Genomic DNA, 20,536 nt, shown 5'->3' with positions numbered 1-20,536 from the left:
GCCTGAACCCCCACATCGCCACCTCGCAGGAAACCAGCCCCGCAATTTCAGGAGCCCCGCACATGTCAGAACCCGCCGCCCCCACTGCCGATACCCGGCCCCTGTTCGAAACGGTCAACCTTGCCGTCCCGATCAAGCGTGGCGAGACCAGCTTCGATGCGATCACTGTGCGCCGCCCCAAGGCGGGCGAGCTGCGCGGCCTCTCGCTCAACGATGTGATGGGCATGGACATCGTCGCCATGCTCACGCTCATTCCGCGCATCAGCGAACCGCCGCTGACGGCTGATGAGGCGAACGCGCTTGATCCTGAAGACTTCGCCGAGATCGCAGGAACTGTTCGCGGTTTTTTTATGACGAAGTCGGAGCGCGGCATGATCGAGGCGGTAATGACGCACTATCAGCCGAAGAGCTGATGGCCGATATCGCCGCCATCTTCCACTGGTCAAAGGCCGAACTCGAAGCCCTTACCCTGCCCGAGTTGCTCGATTGGCGCGAACGGGCTGTGTCGCGCTGGAACCGGATGCAAGGCAAGGATGACGCATGAGCAACAAGCTCAATCTCCTCGTGAACTTCATCGGGCACGACAAGATGTCGGGCGCTTTGCGCAACATTATCGGCCTCAGCCGCGATGGCTCAAAATCCATCCGTGCGCTGACTGGCGAAACCAAGAAGTACGAAAGGCAGCTTGCCAATGTCCGTCGCGATATCGCCAAAGGAACCGGCAACCTCACCGCTTTGATCAACAAGGAACGGGAACTCGAAGGCCAGCTTGCGCAAACCAACGAACAACTTCGCCGCCAGCGTCGCCTTGCTGCGATCAATGCTGATGAACGGGCGATGCGCCGCGCCGGGGCAGACTACCAGTCCAAAGGGCAAAGCAATCTGGTCGGCGGTGCGGCAATGGCTGTGCCTCTGGCCTACGCCGTCAAGCAGGCGATGAGCTTCGAATCCGCGATGGCCGATGTGCGAAAAGTGGTGAATTTCGATACGCCGCAGCAATTCGCGCAGATGAGCAGTGATGTGCTCGATCTCAGCACGAAAATCCCGATGGCGGCAGGCGGCATTGCCCAGATTGTAGCAGCAGCGGGGCGCGCCAATATCCCGCGTAAGGAGCTGCTCGGCTTTGCGCAGGATGCTGCGAAGATGGGCGTGGCCTTTGATATGACCGGCGATGAAGCGGGCGGCATGATGGCCAAATGGCGCACCGCCTTTGGCCTTTCGCAAACTGGCGTCACCGCGCTGGCCGATCAGATCAACGCGCTTACCAACACTTATGGCGGCAATGCCACGGCGGTATCCGGCATCGTCACCCGCATCGGCTCGCTCGGCAAGGTAGCGGGGCTGTCCTCGTCGCAGGTCGGCGCAATGGCCCAGTTACTCAACAGCGTGGGCGTGGAAGAGGAGGTTGCCGCCACCGGCATCAAGAACATGATGCTGGCAATGACCAAGGGCACCGCCGCCACGAAGGGACAGAAGCAGGCCCTTTCCAGCCTCGGTCTTGAAGCCAGCAGCGTTGCCGCAGGAATGCAGAAGGATTCCGCCGCCACCATCACTGACGTCCTCTCGCGCATCAGCAAGCTGCCGAAAGAGGCGCAGGCCAGCATCCTTGGCGAACTCTTCGGAACCGAATCCATCGGTGCAATCGCTCCGATGCTGACAAACCTCGATAAGCTGCAGGCGAACTTCAAGCTTGTGGGAGACAAGGCGCAGTATGCCGGGTCAATGCAGAAGGAATACCTCGCCCGCGTTGCCACCACCGAAGGCGCAACCGGGTTGGCATTGAACGGGCTGCAGGCGGTGAACATCGAACTGGGCAAATACCTTCTGCCCACCGTGGTCGCAGGATCGCAGAAGATCCTCGAACTCTCGCGCTCCGTCCGCGCATGGAGCCAGGCACACCCACAACTGTCTTCGGCATTGGTCCAGGGCCTCGGTTATCTCGTTGCCTTCCGCCTTGGCCTCGGCGCGCTGCAACTGGCATTCGGCACTTTGCTCGGCCCGTTTGCCACCGCCCTGAAGTTCTTCCGAATGCACAGCGGCATGATGATGATGATGAGCAGGACGCTCGGCCAATTCGTCAACGTTGGCATCCGCGCAGGCAGCATGGCAGTGCGCTTCTTCGGCATGATGCGCACGGCGGCGCTGCTGCTCGGTCAGGGCATGATGCGCGCCGGGGCAATGATGCTCGCCAATCCGATGGTGCTGGCGATCGTCGCAATCGGGGTGGCCATCGGGCTGCTCGCCTATCTGGTCTATTCCAATTGGGACAAGATCAAATCGGCGTTTCTCACCGGGTGGAACTGGGTCAAATCCACCCTTGCCGCTGCGCCAAGCTGGCTGACCAATCTGGGCAAGATGATGATGCAGGGCTTGCTCATGTCGATCAACCCGATGGCACTGGCGGTTAAGCTGGTGCAGATGGCGAAGAACGGCATCACCGCCTTCAAGAACTACCTCGGCATCAAAAGCCCGTCGCGGCTGATGATGCAGATGGGTGGCCACGTTGCCACCGGGCTTGCCCAGGGGATCGATGGCGGCAGCGGAAAGCCCCAGCGCGCGATGGGCCGCATGGCCACTGGCGTGGCCCGCGCAGGCGCAGTCTCGCTATCCCCCATCACACCGGCATCGGGCGGCGTGCAGCAGGGCGGCGCATTGGGTGGCGGTGGCGGCATCACGGTGCAGGTCTACGGCGCGCCGGGTCAAAGTGTCGATGATCTGGCGCAGGCGGTGATCCGCAAGATCGAGCGGGCCAAGGGCGTGAAGGCGCGCAGTTCCTACGAAGGGGACCGTTGATGGCATCGCTTCCGACCAACACCCTGTCGCCAGCGCACCTGCTCACGCTCGGCATGTTCCTGTTCGGCATCGATGCGATGGCCTATTCCGAACTTTCGCGCCGCACCAGTTGGCGGCACGGCACGTCGGAGCGGTTCATGGCGCGCCCCGCCAGCCAGTATCTCGGCCCCGGTGAGGATACGATCACGCTGGCGGGCCTGCTCGTGCCCGAAGTGGCGGGGCAGTTCGTGGCGATTGAGATCGTCAAGGCGATGGCCGATACCGGAGAGGACTATCCCTTGGTCGATGGTCTGGGCCGCGTTCTGGGCCACTATCGCATCATGCGGCTTGAAGAGACGCACCGCGGCATCATGGGCGGTGGCCTGCCCCGCGCGGTGGATTTCGCCATCGAGCTTGAACGGGTGGACTGACAGTGGCCGCGAACATCGCAGGCGTGCAGCTGCTGCTCGATGATGGCACCGATCTGGCCGCAAAGATCGACCCGCGCTTCCTCGATCTCACGCTCACCGAAAAGCGGGGGGACGAGGCAGACGAGCTTTCGCTCACCCTGCACAACCACGATGGCCGTCTTGCCGCGCCATCCACAGGCCGCATGCTCACGCTGGCGCTGGGCTGGCGCTCTGGCGGGCCGTCGACCGGCCTTGTCGGCAAAGGTCGCTTCAAGGTGGACGAGGTTGAGGAAAGCGGCCCGCCCGACGTGATTACCATCCGCGCCCGCTCCGCCGATCTGGGCGGTAATTACCGCAAACGCCGAACGAAAGTCTGGCGCGATACCACGCTGGGCGCGGTGATCGATGCCATCGCCACGCGCTATGGCGTGGCCAGCATGGTCCACCCCGATCTGCGCGGAGCCGCTATCGCGGTGCTGGAGCAGCACGGTAAATCGGACATGGCCTTTGTCATGGATCTGGGCAGCCGGTTCGATGCGCTGGCCACGTGGAAGGACCGCAGGCTGATCCTGATGCCGGTGGGCGCGCGCACCACCGCCAGCGGCAAGGCGATTCCCACCCTCACGCTCACCCGCCGCGATGGGTGGACATGGCGCTTCAGCCGCGCGGATCGCAGCCAGAACGATGGCGCGGAGGCCGAATGGCACGACAAGGGCACCGGAAAGCGCAGGAAGGTGACCACCGGCGGCCAGAACCCAAAGAAGCTGAAGCGCGTCTACGCCAGTCATGCCGAAGCCGATCAGGCGGTGAAGGCCGCTGCGGGCAAGGGCAAACGCGGGGCCTTCACCTTCGACTATGACCTTGCCGAGGCCGACATGCAGATCCAGCCCAACGCCCACGTAAAGCTGTCAGGCTGGAACGCGCGCATCGATGGCACCGTGTGGCTGGTCGAAAGCGTGGAAACCTCGCTCGGCGCGGGCGGGCTGGCGCAGAAGGTTGCGCTGGAAAGCGCTTAATTGCCTTCTATCTCCTTGCTAGCCTTCCGTAGTGACGCTTTATCGACTTCTACCTTGATACCGTTCGTACCAACTTCAAGTCCCGCTGGTCGATTGAGCAAATGCACCAACGTGTTCCCGACGGGATCAGTACCATCGGAGGTTGGCTCCGTCGCGAACAACCCTCGAGAAAATCGGTCCAAAATGACATGAGGCAATCCCTCAGAATTCGACTTTCTAGCTTCCAGATCACCTTCCAATATAAAGGCGGCGCGTTCGGCATCCAGCCTAAACCGATGAAGCTCGTTTTCCCATTTGGCGACTTGGGCGTAGCGCTGAGCTGCTTGGCGAATAGCAAACCAGAAGCAGGATGCAGCACCAATACCCAAAAGAATGCGGCTAACCCCTAGAAATATAAGTGTATTTTGATCATTTAGCCCGGTTATTGCGTAACCTGAAAGAACTGCGACCGAAATTAAAACAATTCCTACAAATATGGTTAAAAGGGAGAGGTGTTTATATTGCGAATTTGAGCGTCCTAGTAAATCTTCTTTTAGTATACTTTCAACTTCACCCGTGAACTTATTTTTTATCTCCCTTCTGACATGCGTATTTTCGCGATCATCAATCCGAGATATTTTCTGGGAAATTTCCTCTTCCCGCTGATCCAGGACAGCCTGTCGTTGCTCGAAGGTCAGTTCGAGCTTTTCTTTCTGCTCTACTAATTCTTCAAAATTTCGCTGCTCGATCTGAGCCTTGTATCCGTCCAGATCCCGCTGCCGCTTCGCCGTGTGCTCAGCTAAATCAGCAGCTGCGGCGCTCAGGCGATTTAGCATCTGGCTGGCTAAATCAAGTGTATCAGCAGAACGTTGCCCAATCGAAGGAATGGGAGCCATCTGTAGATGCTGTTTGATTGCGTTAGCCAGCAATAGTGCGTGTTGGATGTGGTCTGGTCCTTCGATTTCAAGACCATCGACAAATCCTGCGTTGGGCAGCCAGCTAGACCCACCCTGCGGAGTTATAGTCCATGAATGACCTCTGAAAAAGGTCACATTGAAACCAAAATCGGGGCAGCGGTATACCGCCTTATTAATCATCGCAGATTGCGAAGTATAAATCCCATCAAACGAATTAGGAACTTCACGCTCACTATTGAGCGAAAAGTTCAAAGTGTTTAATCCCGAAAAGCTTGGACGGGCCTCGCTATCAGTTATTGTAATATCCTGAAAAAATCGAATGAGCGTTGCATCAGGAACACTAACAAGACTGTAACGCGTAGACATCCCCACCCCCAGCTAATCCGGCCACTCCGGGTCCGGCTCAAAATCAAAATCCGGGTCTGCCCCCTCGGCCAGCTCCGGCCTTCGCAGAATCGGTTGCGCGTCAGGGTCTACCACTGGAACTGCCCCGTCGAATGCGACCCTGATCACACAACCATAGGGCGCAGCCTGTTGAAATACCGCGCAGAAATCGCGCCCCGCGCGGATCAGCGCGCCGATGCGCACGCATCGCTCTGCGGTGATATAGCCGATCTGGATGCCGCGTTCGGAAAACACCGCAACGGCATTCTCATCGGCGTTGTTCTCCGGTTCCGGCACCAGGTGAACCGCGTCTCCCGGTTTGCACAGCGCGATCTCGAACCGGCGATTGCTGCGCGCCTTGTCCTCGTTTTCATAGTCAGCGCCAACGACTGCCAGAGACAGCGCAGGCAGCGGCATCAGCCTGCCATCCGGCGGATAACCGCAACCACCTTGCCCAGCACGTGCAGCTCGCCGTCATAGGCGGTTTCGGCTTCGACCAGCGGATTGTCGGAAAGGATCTTCACCCCGCCATCGGGCAGCGGGCGCAGGCGCTTGATCACCCCGGTCTGGCCATAGGCAGCCGCCCATATCTGGTCACCGAACTGCACCTCGTTTTCCGAAGTATCGATGATCACCATGTCGGCATTCATGATCGTGGGGGCCATCGAATCGCCAATGCCCTGCGCGATGAATATCCGGGTGTGCGGGGCATTCGTAAACAGGCGCAGCCAGCCCCGCGTAAACTTGCGCGGCTTCTTCTTGACCGGCACTTCAAGATAGCCGCCACCGCCCATGCCAAAGCGCAGATCGATCTCTTTGACCTCGACGATCTCGTCGTCTTCATCCTCTTCTGCGGCAGGAGGAACGCTTGCTTCATTGGAATTTGCTACAGTGATAATCGTTTGGGGCGTTTCGAGTTGCGCGGGATTAGAAAGCCGCTTCTGGCTGCGACCAGCTCGAATTAGCGCCAAGTCATCTTCGCTAATATCTTTTCCGTCTGCGTCGAACATGTCGATTTTTTGGTCAGATGTGCCGACAAGCCAGTCGAGGTTTACAGCTAACGCAGTAGCAATGGCGGGCAACAACCGTGACCGTCGGGTCATGCCGGTATAAATCTGGCTTATCGCACCCTGGGTAGCGTCAACGGCAATGGCTAGTTCCTCTTGGGTCATGCCCGTTTCGAGGAGGCGATCTCGCAACCGAGTCGCTGTGATGGGAAGTTTTTCAGCCACGGCGTCGGGGTCTAACGCATCTAGTTCGAGCATTAGCATTAGTTTCCTATTGACGTGCTAATATGACGCTAATATGCACTAATGCATGATTAGCATTCCCACTCGGTTCGAAGCCCTTAAACTGGTCATCGACGCTTACGGCACGCAGGAAGCTGCAGCCGAAGCTCTCGGCGTCTATCAGTCCACAGTCAGTCGATGGGTCTCGCAATCAAAGCGCCTTCCTGCGGAATACGTTCTCAAGGCTGAGGCAGACACCGGCATCTCGCGGCACCATTTGCGCCCCGACATTTACCCGCCTCCCCAGCGCCTTCTCGCGGTAGATCAATGCGCTGCGAGCGTCTCTTTCCAAAGTTCGCAAATTTTGCATCGCGGCATCGACGAAGTGGGGGCTGCTGCATGACCTTTCAGCGTATCAGGCGTGGTCTCGTAGACCAGCGGAAGCCAGAGCCAGTTAGCCGCGATGAGATTGTGTTGATGTGGACCGACAATCCGCCATCGCCGTGTCTGTCGATATACATCGGCTATGACCTATCTCAGGCAATTGGTCTGAAGACCTCCACCGAGCGGGTCCAGTTGTTCATCGGCAGGGCCGAAGATCAGGGGCACGTGGGCATTTGTAAGGCGGTTGACTATAGCGATGGCGACTTTCGCTGCGTGGGTCATAGCCACCTCGCGCACCGCGTCTATCTCACATCTCAGGTTTCGGTGACGCATTTCGCCGTCTGCCCTCGCACCAGAATTCCGCGCAGCCAGATCACGCTGCGCGGGAACATGGTTGTGTTTCGATATGCTGGGGTGACGCTGTGACCAAGCGCCGCGAACCCCTGACTTTCCACCTCGCGCTGACCAAAGCCGCTGCCATCCTCGGAGGTTGGGACACAGTTGGCGGTATCTGTGGGGTTACGCCTCGCGCTGCCAGCAACTGGTCCGAGCCTGACACCAACGCTGAAATCCGGCTGATCGATGCCGAGCGGATTGATCGCGCCTGCCTCGATCAAGGTTCCAAGGTCGCACCGTTTCATCAGGTCTATTCGCTCCGGCTCGATCTTGCCGGGGCGGACGCAACAGACCTTTGTATCACGCGCGCCGCTGCCGCCACGGCAAAGGAAACCGGGGAAGCGGTGGCCGCGCTGATCGTGCTGGCACAATCGGCAAATGCAGAAGATCGCCGCACCGCGCGCCGCGAAATCGAGGAAGCCATCGCCACGCTCACCGGCGCGCTTGCCGCCATTGATCGCCAAGAGGGGAACGTCCATGAGCGGTGAAGGCCATCTCGCCCCGCGCCCGATGATCAGCGCGCCGCTGCAGATGCGTCTGCGCTCTGGCGGCAAGCCTGCAAAGGACAGCGCCTTCATCACCTGCCCAAAGTGCGAGGAGCCGTGCTTCATTCGCCGGTCGGAACGCATCACCGAAAAGGTCAAACACCTTGAGGCGCACTGCACCAACACCGGTTGCGGCCACACTTTCGCCGCGCAGGTGGTTTTCGTCCATTCCTATAGCCCCGGCCTGATCGACCGGCCCGACCTCGATCTGCCGGTCTGCCCGCGCGATCAGGTGCCCCACGTAACCGCGCGCCGGGCCGAGGAGGAAGACCCGGCGCAGATCAGCATGTTCTCCGGCTGATCCACCGGCCACCCGGCCACCATCCTGAAATTCCTGGACCATTGAACGCCCGCATTCCGGGCGAGGGGGAAGCTTTGCCTGCAACAAATCACACATCGGCCACGCGGCGCATCGGCTTTGATAAAGCCCTTCGCCTGGTCGCGCCGCGTCTCACCCGCCGCCAGCGCCAGTTCCTCGCTGCGGTCGGCGGTTTCCGCGAAGCCGATGCCTTCGATGCCGCGATGATCGAAATGCTCGAAGCCCCCGCGTGGGAGCAGAAGGGCCTTGTCCAGTGGCAGGACAGCGCGTGGAAGCGCCACGTTGGCCGCAAACGCCAGATGAGCAGCAGCTACCGACTGACCGAGTTCGGGCGGCTCTATGTCACCTCGGCGGCAAACCTGATCGCGGTCTCGCAGGGCAAGGGCGGACGCACCCAGTGAGCCTTGAAGCCGACATCATCAAAGGCCTGCAGGCCAAGTTCCAGTTCCGCAAAACCAAGGGACAGTGGCTGCAGGAAGGCAACTGCGAACAGTGCGGCAAACGCACTGCCTATTGCGCTGCCAAAGACCCGAAAGTCGTCAAATGTGGGCGCGCCGATAACTGCGGGTGGACGGAAAGCGTCCGCAACCTGCTGCCCGATCTGTTCGAAGACTGGTCAAAGCGCTTCGCCCCCACGCCCGAAAACCCCACCGCCACCGCAGATGCCTATCTGCTGCATGACCGGATGCTCGATCTGCAATGGCTGCGCGGCTCGTACACGCAGGAACTGTACCGCGATGGCGAAAGCGGGGCAGTTTCGGCCACCGTCCGTTTCAGGGTGGGCGAAACCTTCTGGGAACGCCTCATTGATCGGGTGGGCCGGTTCAAGGCCAAGGCCAATTTCGGATACGGCGGAACCTATAAGGGCCACTGCTGGACCCCGCCCCGCTTCACCATCGAAGACTATGCCAAGGCAGACGAAATCATCTTCGCCGAAGGCATCTTCGATGCGGTTTCCCTGTGCCAGGTGCGCAAGGTGGCCGCGTCGGTCATGTCCACCAACAACTGGCCGGAACACTTCCTTGCCGATCTGCGCGCCGAACTGGAGCGCATCGGGCGCACCACTCGCCCCAAGCTGCTCTTCGCCTATGACGTGGGCAACGCCGGCGTCAGCGCATCACGCAAACATGTGAAGCAGGCCCGCGCCGAAGGCTGGGAAGCCGAAGCGCTGCAGGTGAAACCCGATGGTGAAGGCACCAAGAAGGACTGGAACGACCTTCTCAAGGAACACCTCGATTGGGATGGAGAAGCAGACAAGGCCCCGCTCGGCACGAGAGCGTTCGAAGAATATCTCTACAACGGCAGGCTGACCCTTGCCGCCTCGGCCTATGACAAGGCCAAGCTGATCGTTGGCCGCAAGCTGGATCAGGCCCGTTCGGTCGGAGCTTTCGATTTCCGGCATGGCAACCGCCTGTGGTGGTGTCGCTTGCGCAAGGATGAAGACGGCGATCACCGCCAGATCGAGATTGAGCAGATCGCCAACTGCGCGTTCCGCATCCTTTACCGCGAACGCAGCGAAGCCAAGGACGTAACGACCTACTTCCTGCAGATCGATTTCCCCACCGCGCAGCCCACGGTCAAGGCGCGTTTCTCGTCTGCGGCCTGCGCCAACAGCAGCGAATTCAAGAAGCGCCTGCTGGATTTCGCCGGATCATGGAGCGGGACCGGCGAACAGCTTGATCGCATCATTCGCGCGCAAACGCCGAACCTCAAAGTGGTCGAACCCATCGATTTCACCGGATATTCGCGCGATCACAAGGCGTGGATTCTCGGCGATCTCGCGGTCTGCCGGGGGCGGCTGATCGCCACCAACAAGGAAAGCTACTTCGATCTCGGCAAGCAGGCGGTGAAGCTGCGCAGTGCCGAACGCCTGCTCGATATCGCCTATGATGCGGATCGCCTGCAGTTCGAATGGGTGCCCGATCTGTGGACCGCCTATGGGCCAAAGGGCCTCGTGGCGCTGGCATTTTTCACCATGTCGCTTTTTGCGGTGCAGATCCGCGAAAAGCACAAGTCTTTGGGCTTTCTCGAAATCACCGGCCCTCCCGGTTCGGGCAAATCCACGATGGTTGAATTCCTGTGGAAGCTGCTGGGCCGCGCCGATTACGAAGGCGATGATCCGAACAAGGGCACGGCGGTATTCCTCGCCCGCACTCTGATGAAAGTCTCGAACCTGCCGGTCGGCCTGATCGAAGGTGGGCGCGATGACGAGAAGAAGACCGGCAAGGCCAAGTTCGATTTCAACGAACTGCTGGTGCTTTACAACGGGCGCAGCCCGCGCGGCACCGGCCAGAAGACCGATGGTTTCGAAACCGTCTCGCCGCCGTTCCTCGGCTCGATCTACCTGATGCAGAACGAGCGGATCGACGCCATCCCGGCGGTCCTCGAACGCCTGATGTCGATGGCGATTGATAAATCGCGGTGGAACGGAAACACCAAGGCCGCCGCTGTCCGCCTCGAACAATGGCCGATTGAACCGCTCTCCGGCACCATCGTTCATGTCGTCCGCAACGAGGCGGACTATCTGCCGTTCTTCTTTGATCGCTACGCCTGGCACGATAGCAACATGGGCAAGCGCGTGCAGGGCCTGCACAACGCCCGCCCGATCAAGTGCCACAGCCAGCTTGCCGCCGCTGTAGAAGCGCTGCCCAAACTCTTCGACAACGTTCGCCCCGAATGGGTCGCGGAAACACTGCAACTGGTCGATGAGATGGCGCTCGACCGGCAGCAGAGCGCGGGCGGCGATCACCCGCTCGTGGCCGAATTCTGGGAAAAGGTCGATTACCTGATCAGCCGGGAAGACCCCACCGCGCACGGCGATGGCAAGAGCCTCAACCAGTCGCGCAGCCCCGAAACCCTGATCGCGATCAACCTGCCGCAGTTCGAAAGTCGCTGCCACCATGCAGGCCTCCGCCTGCCCAACATGGACGTGCTGAAGAAAGTGCTGCGCGGCAGCCATTCGCGCAAGTGGCTGGCGAACAAGAACGTCAATGCGCCGGATAACCGGTCGGTCCCCTGCTGGGTTTTCCAGCAGACCGCGAAGCCGGATCGGATCATCTGATGGGGGCGGTCATCAATTTCGCCGACGCGCGCGCCGAGCTGGCGGGCTTGCGCATCTGGCAGGGCATCGAAACTTTCGATCCACCCAACCGCATCCACGATCATGCCGAACTTCTCGGCATGGCAGAGCGGATGCTCGCCTCGCGCGAAAAGCGATTCCCCGCGCTGGTCACCGCCGGAAAGATGTCGGCTGATGAAGCCGAGGCAGAGATTGGCACCTTTCGCCTGATCGCCGCCGATTGGCGCTTCATCTGCACCGGAGAAGGCGAGCCAGCCCCGCTGGCGTCCCTCGATCAGCGCCGCGCCGCCATCGATGCCAGCCTGCGCACCATTGCCGAGATCGCCCGCGAGGAAGGCACCTTTTCCGATGCGCTCGCCGATCAGGCCGAATGCGTGATCGCCCTGCGCTGGCACCTCGAACCCGGCCGCAGAACCGCCGCCCTTTCCCAGCTCGCCAGAGAAATCCGCGCAACTTCGCGCACCAACCAGGAGGCCAACCATGCCGTCTGAACTCCACCGCATCGATTGCCCATGCCGTGAATGCCGCTTGCCTGCCAACCGAAACAGCAGGACCGAGGCTCTTCTTTCCGCCGCCTGTCTCGTCGGCCTCGTCGCCTTCTCGCTGGCGGCGATCGCCGTGGCCAATTTCATCGCGGCGTCCGTGAAATGAAGCGCCCCCGCATCCCCGCCGCCTTGCCGCACGTCGCCAGCTTCGAATGCACCTGCGGCAACATCCACCACGCGCCTGATGCGCGTTTGCCGGTGGGCTGGTCCCAGCGCGGCAGCAAGGTCTGGTGCGCAGACTGCACCCGCGCCGGCATCGCCGCGCGCACTGTCAAACCGCGCAGGCCATCGCCCGACAAGCTCCGCCTGCGCAGTCAGGTGCTGGCCCTGCTAAAGGAAGGCGCGGCCCTCATGCCGCCCGGATCTGCAAAGCGCGTGAACTGGGTCAGTCGCGTCAACGCGCTGATCGATGACCAGAAGAGCGCCGCGTGATGGCTCACCAGCTCCACCACATCGCGCGGCTTGCCGCCTTCGCCCTGTCCCTCGCCGCCGCACTGCATTTTGCCGAACGCCTCATCGCCGGTTTCGTGCAGTGTCAGGCATGGGAGACTTGCCCGTGGTAAGCGCGACCGCCACCCGCGCGCCGCGCCAGATGCCGGTCGCCCAGCAGCTGCGCCGCACGGCAGAGCTTGACGCCCTGCGCCTGCTGCGTCCGCTCACCGCCGCAGAACAGGCCGAAGCCGATAATCTCGCCGATCGCGCCTACCAGCGCCAGTGGCGGGCAAGGCAGCGGGAATACGGTGCGATGATCGCCGCCCGTATGGCATCGCAGGCCCACCGGGCCATGCCTCGGACCTCAGGCGGTGCCGCGTAAGTCCGTCAGCCTGGCCGAACGCTACCGCGCCCACCGCGCGGCCTTCGAACTGGCGCGCGAACTCGGCTGCACCCCAAAGGAAGCCGAAGCCGAACTGGCCCGCCGCGCCGGAGCCGAACAGCGCCGCGCCGCCCACGAAGAATGGCGCAAGGGCCACGCCCGCCTCGAAGCCCTGAAAAGCGCCCCCATCCACCGCGCCGACCCCGAACCACCCCCGCAACCTTGGTGGCTGCGAGACTGACCTGCCCCTTTTTGAATGGCTGCGAAAAATGCGTGAGCAATTGCTGCTGACCGAAAAAGAGGCCGCGCAACGCCTCAGCCTCTCCACCCGCACGCTTCGCAAGGCGCGACAGGAAGGCAAGCTCCGCTATGTTTTGATTGGTCGCGCCGTGCGATACACCGAGGACGATCTGACTACGTTCATCGATTCTCTTCGCACGGTGCAGCCAGCATGTCCGCCCAAAGCTCAACCCACCCGCTCAACACGAAGCACTCGCAAGGGGGCCAAGATCATTCCCTTTACCGATCGGAACAGGCGCTAGCGCCGTACTCGGTCCAACCGTGAGTGTTTATAAGCCCAAGGGCAAACCCCACTACCATTACGACTTCCAGTTCAAAGGGAGGAGGTACTACGGCTCAACTGGCTGCAGTTCGCTGCGTGCTGCCGAAGCCTACGAGCGGCGCGAGCGCCATGCTGCCGCCAACCCTGAGACCAGACGACCAACGATCACGGTCAACGAAGCTGCAAGCCTGTATCAGGATCATGTCGAGCTACTGCCCAGTTGGCCCACCATACGCTACATGCTCGCCGAGTTGGTCGATGGGCTTGGCCCATCAAAGCTTCTCTCCGAGGTGACCGACCGCGATCTGCAAATCTATTTTGCCAAACGACGCGATGCCCGCTCGAATGCCACGGTGAATCGTGAGATCGAGAACGCTCGGTCCATGTGGCGGCGCGCCCATCGGACCAAATATGACGTAGGCGAAATGCCCGACTGGGCGCTACTGCTGCTGAAAGTCCCGAAAAAGCCCCCGCGTGAACTCCAGCAGGTTGAAGAAGACAAGCTGATGCTGGCGCTTCGCAATGACGTCGTCGATGTGGTAGATTTCATGCTCAAGTCAGGCTGGCGCCGCGCCGAGGTATTGGGTCTGCGCTGGGAAGATTTGAACCTGCCAGCAAAGTCGGCAATCACTCGCATCAAAGGTGGTGATTTCGTAAGCCGCCCGCTGACGACCGCCCTGGTCGAAATCATTGCGCGCCAGCCTCAGGCCGACACGAAGGAAGGCAAACCTTTTGTCTTCACTTATGTCTGCCAGAAGAGCCGTGGCAAGCGCCGAAAGGACAAACGCTACCCGCTAACACCCACCGCCCTGCGCAAGCCCTGGGCCGCAGCCCTAGCAACCGCCAAGGTCGACAGCTTCCGCCTCCACGACCTACGCCACACACGCGGCACCCGCATCGTCCGCGCCACTGGTTCCCTGGCTGCTGCCAAGGAAGCCCTGAAACACAAACGCATCGAAACCACCCTCCGCTACGCCCACGTCCTCGACGATGACGTCCGTAACGCCTTGGAGCAAAGCGAGATCAAAACGCCCCCTGTGAGCCAACGAAAGCAAAGCAGGCGGCGGCGGTAAGTCGACGAGAATGCGTCGTTGGCTTCTGGCGTCGCCAACATCGCATTCTGAGAAGGGTAGTGATACAAGTTTACATCAGAACGTACGGCGGGATGCACCGATGTGTCGGTCGGGCAAACCGCCGGTGGAGCAGCTCAAAAGCAGCCGTTCGTCCAGATTTCAGATCGCCAAGATGAATGGGGGCAGCATGGGAGAAGCAAAGCGCAAGAGGGAGGCGGTGCTCATCGGTGCGTGCCCCTGCGGATCGAACGATATAGCGCGAAAGTGTTGTTTTGATGGTCGCAACTGGCACCGGCGACCCGCCTCACTCGGCCTACGAGATTTACCCGCGGCTGCGGTTGTCGAGAGGTGCTACATGCGCGAGCTCGGATCATGCGTCGCCCCGATTTCCGGAGAGCATTTGATCTCGCAATCCGTCATGCAGGTGCTTCAAGGCAACGGTGAGTTCTCGATTGCTGGGGTGCCGTGGCTGCCGCGAGGCGAGGTCCGGGTTTTGGGCGCGAATGCGCTCCGTGCGAACTGCCTTTGCACTAAGCATAACAGCTCGTTGAGTCCAATCGACGGTGCCGCAAAGCATCTGTTCCAATCGCTCAAAACATATCTGGAAGAGGATGCTGGCGAACCTCGGCATTCGCTCGTTTCAGGCCATGACCTGGAACGGTGGGTTTTGAAGACGGCAAAGGCGCTTGCAGTGTCTGGGAACTTGGCAAGAGGAGAAGAGCGGCTCTCCGGCGCTTTCGCCCAAGACAACTCACTCATTGCGATGCTAGATGACCCAGCGGCTTGGCCGGCAGGGGCGGGGCTATACTGCATGATGAATGAGGGCGATCTCATGCTGAATCATTCGCGCTTCCAGCTGGTCCCTTGGGTCGAGACAGCAGACGGCGGGGATGAGATCGTTGCGCTCCAAGTGAGCATCCTCGGCTTCATATTCGTTCTCCTACTCGAGCCCTTCGACCCAGAGCGATATCCGGTGCTCGCGGCGGCGAAATACCGCCCAAGTCGGATCGAGATCCGGTATCCGAGATCGATCAGCTGGGTCACGATCAGCTGGGAGGATGCGCACCAACACGGAACGTTGACTGTTCAGCATGTGCAGACAGTAATACCCACAGAAATTGCTGCACAGGGCGGCTAGCTCCCTATACGGACGACAGTGATCGACCAGAATAGGCCGTTCCGATCGACGAGCGTGAACGACCGCTAAGGTTGAAAGCGGCCGATGGCAGCCTGATCGCTCTCGCAGCAAATAGCACCCAATTCCGAACGTTAATCGTATCCGATGCTTGTTTGTAGTAGTTGCCTCGCGATAGCCCCTTACTCTCAGAAGTCGGGCCCTGCGACAAACTTAGCGCGGTTCAATGCTCCTGATCGGCAGTTCATTGGAGCTTGCATATAACGAACGCTTCTGCATTCTGCGGATTAGGGGGTGATCATGGACGCTTGCCGTGTAGTTCGCACAGACGAGGTCACACTGACCACAGAAGCACCGTATGTTGACAGCGGACTAAGGTATACGATTGACCACCGCGAGGGCTTGGAAATGCGATCTGGATCGAAGGAAAGCGATTTGGGGCTTCCACCCTTCAATGATGTTGTTCGGGACGTCGACATGATGATCGCCTCGCTAGGGCTCCAATCGATCCGGCGCTATATGGGCCAGCATCACTGGCATGATGAATCGCAGGTCGCACGCGCGGCAGACGAGATCGAACCCGGGCTGAAGCTTGAAAACGTCGCCGCGCATAGCTGGCATGTTGCGGACGCGACCATGCTGGTCGCTTCAAATTTTTCTGACATCGACAGCCTTCACGCTCTCGAGCTAGCAATATTGCACGACAAGCTGGAACTCTTCACCGGTGACCTGGACCCGGTTGGAGCAGATGGGCAGGGAAACTTGTCACATGCCTTCGACAGCGCCGCGCGCGCACGAAAGCAGGAACTCGAACTAGCAGCGCTCGAACTATATATTGCTCGACTGCCAGCATCTGCTGGAGAGCGGCAGCGCGCCTTAATCCTAGAATCGATCTATGGTTTGTCTGAAGAAGCCCGTTTTGTGAAAGGTATAGACAAGCTACAAGCATTGACGTTCGTTCTGGCTAAAAAGGCCGGAGCGATGACGGATGAACATCTTACTTTCACACTGCGGTACACTGCGAAAGCCAAGGAGTATTTCCCGAGATTGGCGCGGCATCACACTGAACTCATATACCGCCTCCTGACGGATATTGCCCTGTTCAGGCGTATCTCGGTCGAAAGCCTGTTGAGCCGCCTGCCTACTGCGGCCCTTTCCGTGATAGAGACAGTAAAACCATGACGCAGCCGATCCGATATGCACTATTAGGAAAAAGTGGCTCGGGTAAGTCGCGGGCCGCGGAAATATTGAGCGACTTGCTCCATGTTCCACACATTAAGACTGGCGCAGTCTGCAGACAGATCTCGCATATCCTGTTTGGAAATGAAGACAAGCGGTCCACGCAGCGCCTCGATGACGCCCTAACGCCGCTTGATCCATGCATCTTCCTACGCGCGGCGCTGCGAAGTGTGGGCAGCGATCAGGGGTTCGTAGTCGATGCGCTGCGGTTCTGTGAAGATCTTGCGATGGCGCAGAACTATGGCTGCCTCACCATTAGGATCAGCGCCCCAGACGATCAGCGCTTGCGCCGTCTGGCCGAGCGCGGCCAGGTCTTTGATCCAGCCACTGATGGTCTGCATCGTTCGGAAACTGAGCTGGATGCATCGGCGGTTGATTTCGAGATATCAAACGACTGTGATCTGAATCATTTGCGTCTGTCGCTTGCCAGGATTGTGGCATAGGTTCGAAACTTGCGGCGGAATATTTTCCTTCATTTCCTCAATCGCGACACTCGCGAGGTGTTCGATTTCTACGGGAGTCTGCAAAGGCAAAGCCATAGTGGCTTGCTGCGTCAGGCTCTGAACGCGGCCGCGATCCTGTGTGAAGACCATTGCATTGCCCCGCCAGGCTTTATTGTCGAAGATGAACTCGCATTTGAGCTGGCTGAGAGTCAGCGTGCTTTTCTGCGCGAAGGGCTGATTCAGTTCCCTATGCGGGAAAACAGTCTGGCGGAGTTCGCCGAGAAGAAGCGTATCGGCTACGAGCCGATGCGAGATCGTTATTCCGGCCTATTTAATGACACTAGAATCGGATTTCTCGGCGACAACGCCAAGGGGATCATCAGTCGTAAAACCCTGATTACCGAAGGTATTCTGAACGACTGGACTTCGGGGCCAGAAAGCGGCGCGCGCATGTGGGCTCCGATCAAGAAGCGCCTGACCCACGATCTTGTGGATATTGTTTCCAAAATCCCGGCTGCTTTACATGAGAAGGGGATGGCGCTCACTTGGTCAGCAATCGAGCCTGAGCTTCCCGAGCCTGCAAGGGCAGCCGCGAAGGAAATGCGCGATACGCTACAGCATGTCTATTTCCGGCAATATTGCATTGAATTTGGCCTCATCGCGCTAAATGGCATTCCGCATGTGTTACACGATTTCAATATTCCGGCTGATACAAAAGTCTATAATTACAGGCGCCTTAGCAGTTTTCTCGACATTTTTGAGATGCGGGAACTACTCTATGAAGCTCCGGCAGACCTCATCGTCTCATTGCGACGGCAACCAGGTTTTATCAGCTTCATGGATGCTTTCGCGGCATTTGCAAAAAGTGCAGGCAGTGAGACAGACATCAAATTTCATGCTGGCCGGGCCGCACAAGGTGTCAGCTACGGCTGGGAAACACTCAAGTCACGACGCCTGAGCTTTTATGAGGGCAGCCCCGTAGAAATTCGTGAACTATGTGATGCCTTGGCGGAGGTCAGTTCACACCTCGTGAAAGAACATGGTTTGCCGGTTCGCGGGCAGCGGATCATTTCACCCAACACTAACAAGAGAGTGCCCGGCATGTCCAACCAACCCGAACTGGTCCTCTTCGTGGCCCTGGCCGAAGAACTTGACGTGCTGGCGAAGAGCTTGGGCTTTGATAAGCCAGCAGGTACGCCCGAGGCGACAGGCAAGCTCGATGGTTATGATGTGGCCGTCATCTGTCCGCGAGCAATGGGGCGAGTTGCAGGCGCTGTGGCTATGGCAGATTATCTGGCGAGAAGACCAAAGCCCAAGCTAATTCTCATCGTCGGCTTGGCGGGTGGCTTCCAGAATAACAACAGCAAGCCAGGGCACATCGTGGTCGCGACGAAGGTTGTAGATCTCGCGCTGCGGAAGGTTGTTGATGAAGCGGACGCCGCTATTACCCATTTCAGACACGAGGACTATGTGATGGACGATGTGCTGCAACGGCACATCCAATCAGATGAGTTTGATAAAAAGGCATGGGTGAATCAGGCCTGTGAGTTGGGATGGCCGGATGACCAGCGCCCTTCGATACATTATGGTCCGTTGGCGAGCGCAGACGAGGTGGTAGCCAGTAACGAATGGAGCGCTCAAATTCTAAATGGCAAAGGAGGCGACCCCAAACTTCTTGGGGTAGAAATGGAGGCGGGCGGCGTTTGCGCCGCTGCGCGCAAACAGGGGATTGCGGTTAGCATGATCCGTGTAATTTCGGACAGTGCCGATCCTGCAAAGGCCGATGATCACTGGCGGTCGCTGGGCATGAAGACGTTAAGCGATCTGCTGAAAACCATTTCTCTAGGGAAGATCATTGAGCGCATTCCCTAGCTGCAAAGGGCGGCCTGAAGCTCAGCGTCGGAGAGAACGCGCGCTGATGATTTGTCGAACCGACTGAGGTCGTTGAACTTCGCGGGAAAGCTAATCCATTCACACGCCGTCCAGGCCTCCACGGCATCAGTAATTTCGGAGATGCCGGCACATTGGAAGCCAATATAGGTCAGAATGTCCGTCTCAAGTACGTCGTGTGCTCTGTCGATCACCGCGAGTGGTTTGGACCAACGGCGCTCGTCACGTACTGATGCCCGAACATGATGGGGCAGCTCAAAATGCTCAAAAAGCGTGCGTGCAGCAGCATCGGCAAGGCCCAAGTCGCCAGGAGAAAACAAGGATTGGTCATCGCGCCGAACAACGCCTTCGATACCAATGGCGGAGTGATGGCTGATGTCGCCGTCGGAAGTAGGTTTGCGATGCTGCAGAAAAATTTGCCCATCCGCAAAAAGGACTAGCAAGAAGCGGAACGGAACATGGCTGCGGCTTTTCCGGAGACTGAAAAGCCGCATTAGACTCCAGGACAGCGGCAGTAGTTCGGTCACCAAGAAGGGTCCGCTGAGCTTAAAGCCTAGTTCGGCGAGTTCGGTACGCGGGAAAGCGACCGCGTCGAACCTACCTAATTGCGCCGCGCGCAAAGGTGCGATGTACTCCCTCCTGTGCCGGTCTGGAATGTTGCGATCGTTCTGAAACATGCGCAAAAAAAAGCGTCCAGGACCAGTTCGATAGAAATCACTTCTGGAACGATGCCTAAGAATATCGGACGCCAAACGTGCTTGCATGGTCTTGTGCTGCGTTCGTCCGAACAAGTCGCGGGGAACCAGTTGGAGCTGGTGAGCAGTCCGCAGGATTTGGCGGGCACTCATCGGCTGGCGCGAACTTTTAAGGACAGCACGAGCAATCTCTAGGTAGCTATCCATCAAGGCACCGACAGAAGCGCATCACGCATGATGTCGTTTACTCCCAAGTGCGTTCACTCGCAAGGCAATCACAAAAAGATCGGTTGATCGCTCGGAAACTGGAAGCGGCTTAGACTAGCTCTAAGCCTCGCCTAATTGGTGGCACTGGCAATCCCATTGATTTTACCAACGGCGGCAGAGCAGGGGCGCTGGAGTCCTGGATGCCTTACCGGCTAAGCATAAAAGACGTCCGGAAGGATCGGCAGCAGGCGCCGCGTGATCTTTGGCTTTTTCCGCGACCCAGCTCGAACCGGACATTCGCCGGTCGCCCCGCCTTTCCGGTTCCCTGCCGCTATTCTCTATCTTTCAGAGCGTCCGGTGTCAGCTATTAGCCGCCCTTTCGACGCTCGCACGGGAATGACGGCAATGTCGAAGGGTTTCGGGCGCCGGCAGGCGTACGAAAGTCTTACAAGTACGACCCGCGGTGGGGCTCGCACAGGTCTATGGGTAAAAGGGCTTTGGTG

The 20,536-nt window shown here is 59.2% G+C and carries 27 protein-coding genes; 23 read left to right on the top strand and 4 right to left on the bottom strand.

Annotated elements, in window-relative coordinates; translation table 11 throughout:
• Window positions 1–62 precede the first annotated feature (62 nt).
• From HGI47_RS18470 to HGI47_RS18450, 5 genes are read left to right on the top strand one after another with little or no spacing between them, the layout of a single operon-like run.
• Window positions 63–413: a phage tail assembly protein gene (locus HGI47_RS18470; protein ID WP_168854256.1), complete on the top strand. Its 351-nt coding sequence runs from the start codon at window positions 63–65 to the stop codon at window positions 411–413.
• Window positions 413–544 carry a GpE family phage tail protein gene (locus HGI47_RS18465; RefSeq protein WP_168854255.1) on the top strand — a complete coding sequence of 44 codons (132 nt, stop codon included), beginning with the start codon at window positions 413–415 and terminating at the stop codon, window positions 542–544. Before HGI47_RS18470 ends, HGI47_RS18465 begins: the two co-directional genes overlap by 1 nt.
• Entirely contained in the window at window positions 541–2,793 is a 2,253-nt protein-coding gene (locus HGI47_RS18460) for a phage tail tape measure protein (protein WP_168854254.1), read from the top strand. Before HGI47_RS18465 ends, HGI47_RS18460 begins: the two co-directional genes overlap by 4 nt.
• Entirely contained in the window at window positions 2,793–3,203 is a 411-nt protein-coding gene (locus HGI47_RS18455; RefSeq protein WP_168854253.1) for a phage tail protein, read from the top strand. The genes HGI47_RS18460 and HGI47_RS18455 overlap by 1 nt, the downstream gene beginning before the upstream one ends.
• A 2-nt stretch (window positions 3,204–3,205) precedes the next feature.
• On the top strand, window positions 3,206–4,198 hold the full coding sequence (locus HGI47_RS18450) for a contractile injection system protein, VgrG/Pvc8 family (RefSeq protein ID WP_168854252.1): 993 nt from the start codon (window positions 3,206–3,208) through the stop codon (window positions 4,196–4,198).
• Here the strand turns inward: HGI47_RS18450 and HGI47_RS18445 are convergent.
• From HGI47_RS18445 to HGI47_RS18435, 3 genes are read right to left on the bottom strand one after another with little or no spacing between them, the layout of a single operon-like run.
• Window positions 4,195–5,460: a YueC family protein gene (locus tag HGI47_RS18445; RefSeq protein ID WP_168854251.1), complete on the bottom strand. Its 1,266-nt coding sequence runs from the start codon at window positions 5,458–5,460 to the stop codon at window positions 4,195–4,197. The genes HGI47_RS18450 and HGI47_RS18445 overlap by 4 nt on opposite strands.
• A gap of 12 nt (window positions 5,461–5,472) precedes the next feature.
• Window positions 5,473–5,895: an HIRAN domain-containing protein gene (locus HGI47_RS18440; protein WP_168854250.1), complete on the bottom strand. Its 423-nt coding sequence runs from the start codon at window positions 5,893–5,895 to the stop codon at window positions 5,473–5,475.
• Complete coding sequence (locus HGI47_RS18435) at window positions 5,895–6,650, bottom strand: XRE family transcriptional regulator (RefSeq protein WP_206066288.1); 756 nt, start codon at window positions 6,648–6,650, stop codon at window positions 5,895–5,897. Before HGI47_RS18435 ends, HGI47_RS18440 begins: the two co-directional genes overlap by 1 nt.
• A 145-nt stretch (window positions 6,651–6,795) precedes the next feature.
• Here HGI47_RS18435 and HGI47_RS18430 point away from each other — a divergent pair, with 145 nt between their 5' ends.
• The 18 genes from HGI47_RS18430 to HGI47_RS18350 all read left to right on the top strand — a co-directional run bounded on the left by HGI47_RS18430 (window position 6,796) and on the right by HGI47_RS18350 (window position 19,113).
• The gene (locus tag HGI47_RS18430) at window positions 6,796–7,110 is read left to right on the top strand and encodes a YdaS family helix-turn-helix protein (RefSeq protein WP_168854248.1); all 315 of its coding nucleotides are present in this window, start codon (window positions 6,796–6,798) and stop codon (window positions 7,108–7,110) included.
• On the top strand, window positions 7,107–7,517 hold the full coding sequence (locus tag HGI47_RS18425; protein ID WP_168854247.1) for a hypothetical protein: 411 nt from the start codon (window positions 7,107–7,109) through the stop codon (window positions 7,515–7,517). Before HGI47_RS18430 ends, HGI47_RS18425 begins: the two co-directional genes overlap by 4 nt.
• Window positions 7,514–7,975, top strand: a complete 462-nt coding sequence (locus tag HGI47_RS18420; protein WP_168854246.1) for a hypothetical protein — start codon at window positions 7,514–7,516, stop codon at window positions 7,973–7,975. Before HGI47_RS18425 ends, HGI47_RS18420 begins: the two co-directional genes overlap by 4 nt.
• Window positions 7,965–8,333 carry an ogr/Delta-like zinc finger family protein gene (locus HGI47_RS18415; RefSeq protein WP_168854245.1) on the top strand — a complete coding sequence of 123 codons (369 nt, stop codon included), beginning with the start codon at window positions 7,965–7,967 and terminating at the stop codon, window positions 8,331–8,333. Before HGI47_RS18420 ends, HGI47_RS18415 begins: the two co-directional genes overlap by 11 nt.
• Window positions 8,334–8,407: 74 nt before the next feature.
• Complete coding sequence (locus HGI47_RS18410) at window positions 8,408–8,752, top strand: hypothetical protein (protein ID WP_168854244.1); 345 nt, start codon at window positions 8,408–8,410, stop codon at window positions 8,750–8,752.
• Complete coding sequence (locus HGI47_RS18405) at window positions 8,749–11,412, top strand: toprim domain-containing protein (protein ID WP_168854243.1); 2,664 nt, start codon at window positions 8,749–8,751, stop codon at window positions 11,410–11,412. The genes HGI47_RS18410 and HGI47_RS18405 overlap by 4 nt, the downstream gene beginning before the upstream one ends.
• On the top strand, window positions 11,412–11,921 hold the full coding sequence (locus tag HGI47_RS18400) for a hypothetical protein (RefSeq protein WP_168854242.1): 510 nt from the start codon (window positions 11,412–11,414) through the stop codon (window positions 11,919–11,921). The genes HGI47_RS18405 and HGI47_RS18400 overlap by 1 nt, the downstream gene beginning before the upstream one ends.
• Window positions 11,911–12,081 (top strand): hypothetical protein, encoded by a 171-nt coding sequence (locus HGI47_RS18395; RefSeq protein WP_168854241.1) that lies wholly within the window; start codon window positions 11,911–11,913, stop codon window positions 12,079–12,081. The genes HGI47_RS18400 and HGI47_RS18395 overlap by 11 nt, the downstream gene beginning before the upstream one ends.
• Window positions 12,078–12,407 carry a hypothetical protein gene (locus HGI47_RS18390; RefSeq protein WP_168854240.1) on the top strand — a complete coding sequence of 110 codons (330 nt, stop codon included), beginning with the start codon at window positions 12,078–12,080 and terminating at the stop codon, window positions 12,405–12,407. Before HGI47_RS18395 ends, HGI47_RS18390 begins: the two co-directional genes overlap by 4 nt.
• Window positions 12,407–12,538 (top strand): hypothetical protein, encoded by a 132-nt coding sequence (locus HGI47_RS22940; protein ID WP_255460923.1) that lies wholly within the window; start codon window positions 12,407–12,409, stop codon window positions 12,536–12,538. Before HGI47_RS18390 ends, HGI47_RS22940 begins: the two co-directional genes overlap by 1 nt.
• On the top strand, window positions 12,532–12,789 hold the full coding sequence (locus HGI47_RS18385; RefSeq protein WP_168854239.1) for a hypothetical protein: 258 nt from the start codon (window positions 12,532–12,534) through the stop codon (window positions 12,787–12,789). The genes HGI47_RS22940 and HGI47_RS18385 overlap by 7 nt, the downstream gene beginning before the upstream one ends.
• Window positions 12,779–13,030: a hypothetical protein gene (locus tag HGI47_RS18380; RefSeq protein WP_168854238.1), complete on the top strand. Its 252-nt coding sequence runs from the start codon at window positions 12,779–12,781 to the stop codon at window positions 13,028–13,030. The genes HGI47_RS18385 and HGI47_RS18380 overlap by 11 nt, the downstream gene beginning before the upstream one ends.
• A 28-nt stretch (window positions 13,031–13,058) precedes the next feature.
• Window positions 13,059–13,331 (top strand): helix-turn-helix domain-containing protein, encoded by a 273-nt coding sequence (locus tag HGI47_RS18375; protein ID WP_168854237.1) that lies wholly within the window; start codon window positions 13,059–13,061, stop codon window positions 13,329–13,331.
• A 19-nt stretch (window positions 13,332–13,350) separates the two neighbouring features.
• Window positions 13,351–14,424, top strand: a complete 1,074-nt coding sequence (locus tag HGI47_RS23150; protein ID WP_168854236.1) for a site-specific integrase — start codon at window positions 13,351–13,353, stop codon at window positions 14,422–14,424.
• A 355-nt stretch (window positions 14,425–14,779) separates the two neighbouring features.
• A complete protein-coding gene (locus HGI47_RS22435) occupies window positions 14,780–15,562 on the top strand; it encodes a hypothetical protein (protein ID WP_206066287.1) in 783 nt (260 codons plus the stop codon).
• A gap of 474 nt (window positions 15,563–16,036) precedes the next feature.
• Window positions 16,037–16,741 (top strand): HD family hydrolase, encoded by a 705-nt coding sequence (locus HGI47_RS18360; RefSeq protein WP_168854235.1) that lies wholly within the window; start codon window positions 16,037–16,039, stop codon window positions 16,739–16,741.
• The gene (locus tag HGI47_RS22430; protein ID WP_206066286.1) at window positions 16,738–17,241 is read left to right on the top strand and encodes a hypothetical protein; all 504 of its coding nucleotides are present in this window, start codon (window positions 16,738–16,740) and stop codon (window positions 17,239–17,241) included. The genes HGI47_RS18360 and HGI47_RS22430 overlap by 4 nt, the downstream gene beginning before the upstream one ends.
• Before the next feature lie 9 nt (window positions 17,242–17,250).
• Window positions 17,251–19,113: a 5'-methylthioadenosine/S-adenosylhomocysteine nucleosidase gene (locus HGI47_RS18350; protein WP_168854233.1), complete on the top strand. Its 1,863-nt coding sequence runs from the start codon at window positions 17,251–17,253 to the stop codon at window positions 19,111–19,113.
• Here the strand turns inward: HGI47_RS18350 and HGI47_RS18345 are convergent.
• Window positions 19,110–20,033 (bottom strand): winged helix-turn-helix domain-containing protein, encoded by a 924-nt coding sequence (locus HGI47_RS18345; protein WP_168854232.1) that lies wholly within the window; start codon window positions 20,031–20,033, stop codon window positions 19,110–19,112. The genes HGI47_RS18350 and HGI47_RS18345 overlap by 4 nt on opposite strands.
• Between the last annotated feature and the right edge of the window lie 503 nt (window positions 20,034–20,536).

Origin of the sequence: Novosphingobium sp. ERN07, from assembly GCF_012641335.1 — a bacterium.
In the GTDB taxonomy this organism is placed as follows: Bacteria; Pseudomonadota; Alphaproteobacteria; order Sphingomonadales; family Sphingomonadaceae; genus Novosphingobium.
The sequence above is the reverse complement of the archived record's forward strand: the minus strand, read 5'-3'. Positions and strand labels throughout refer to the sequence as shown.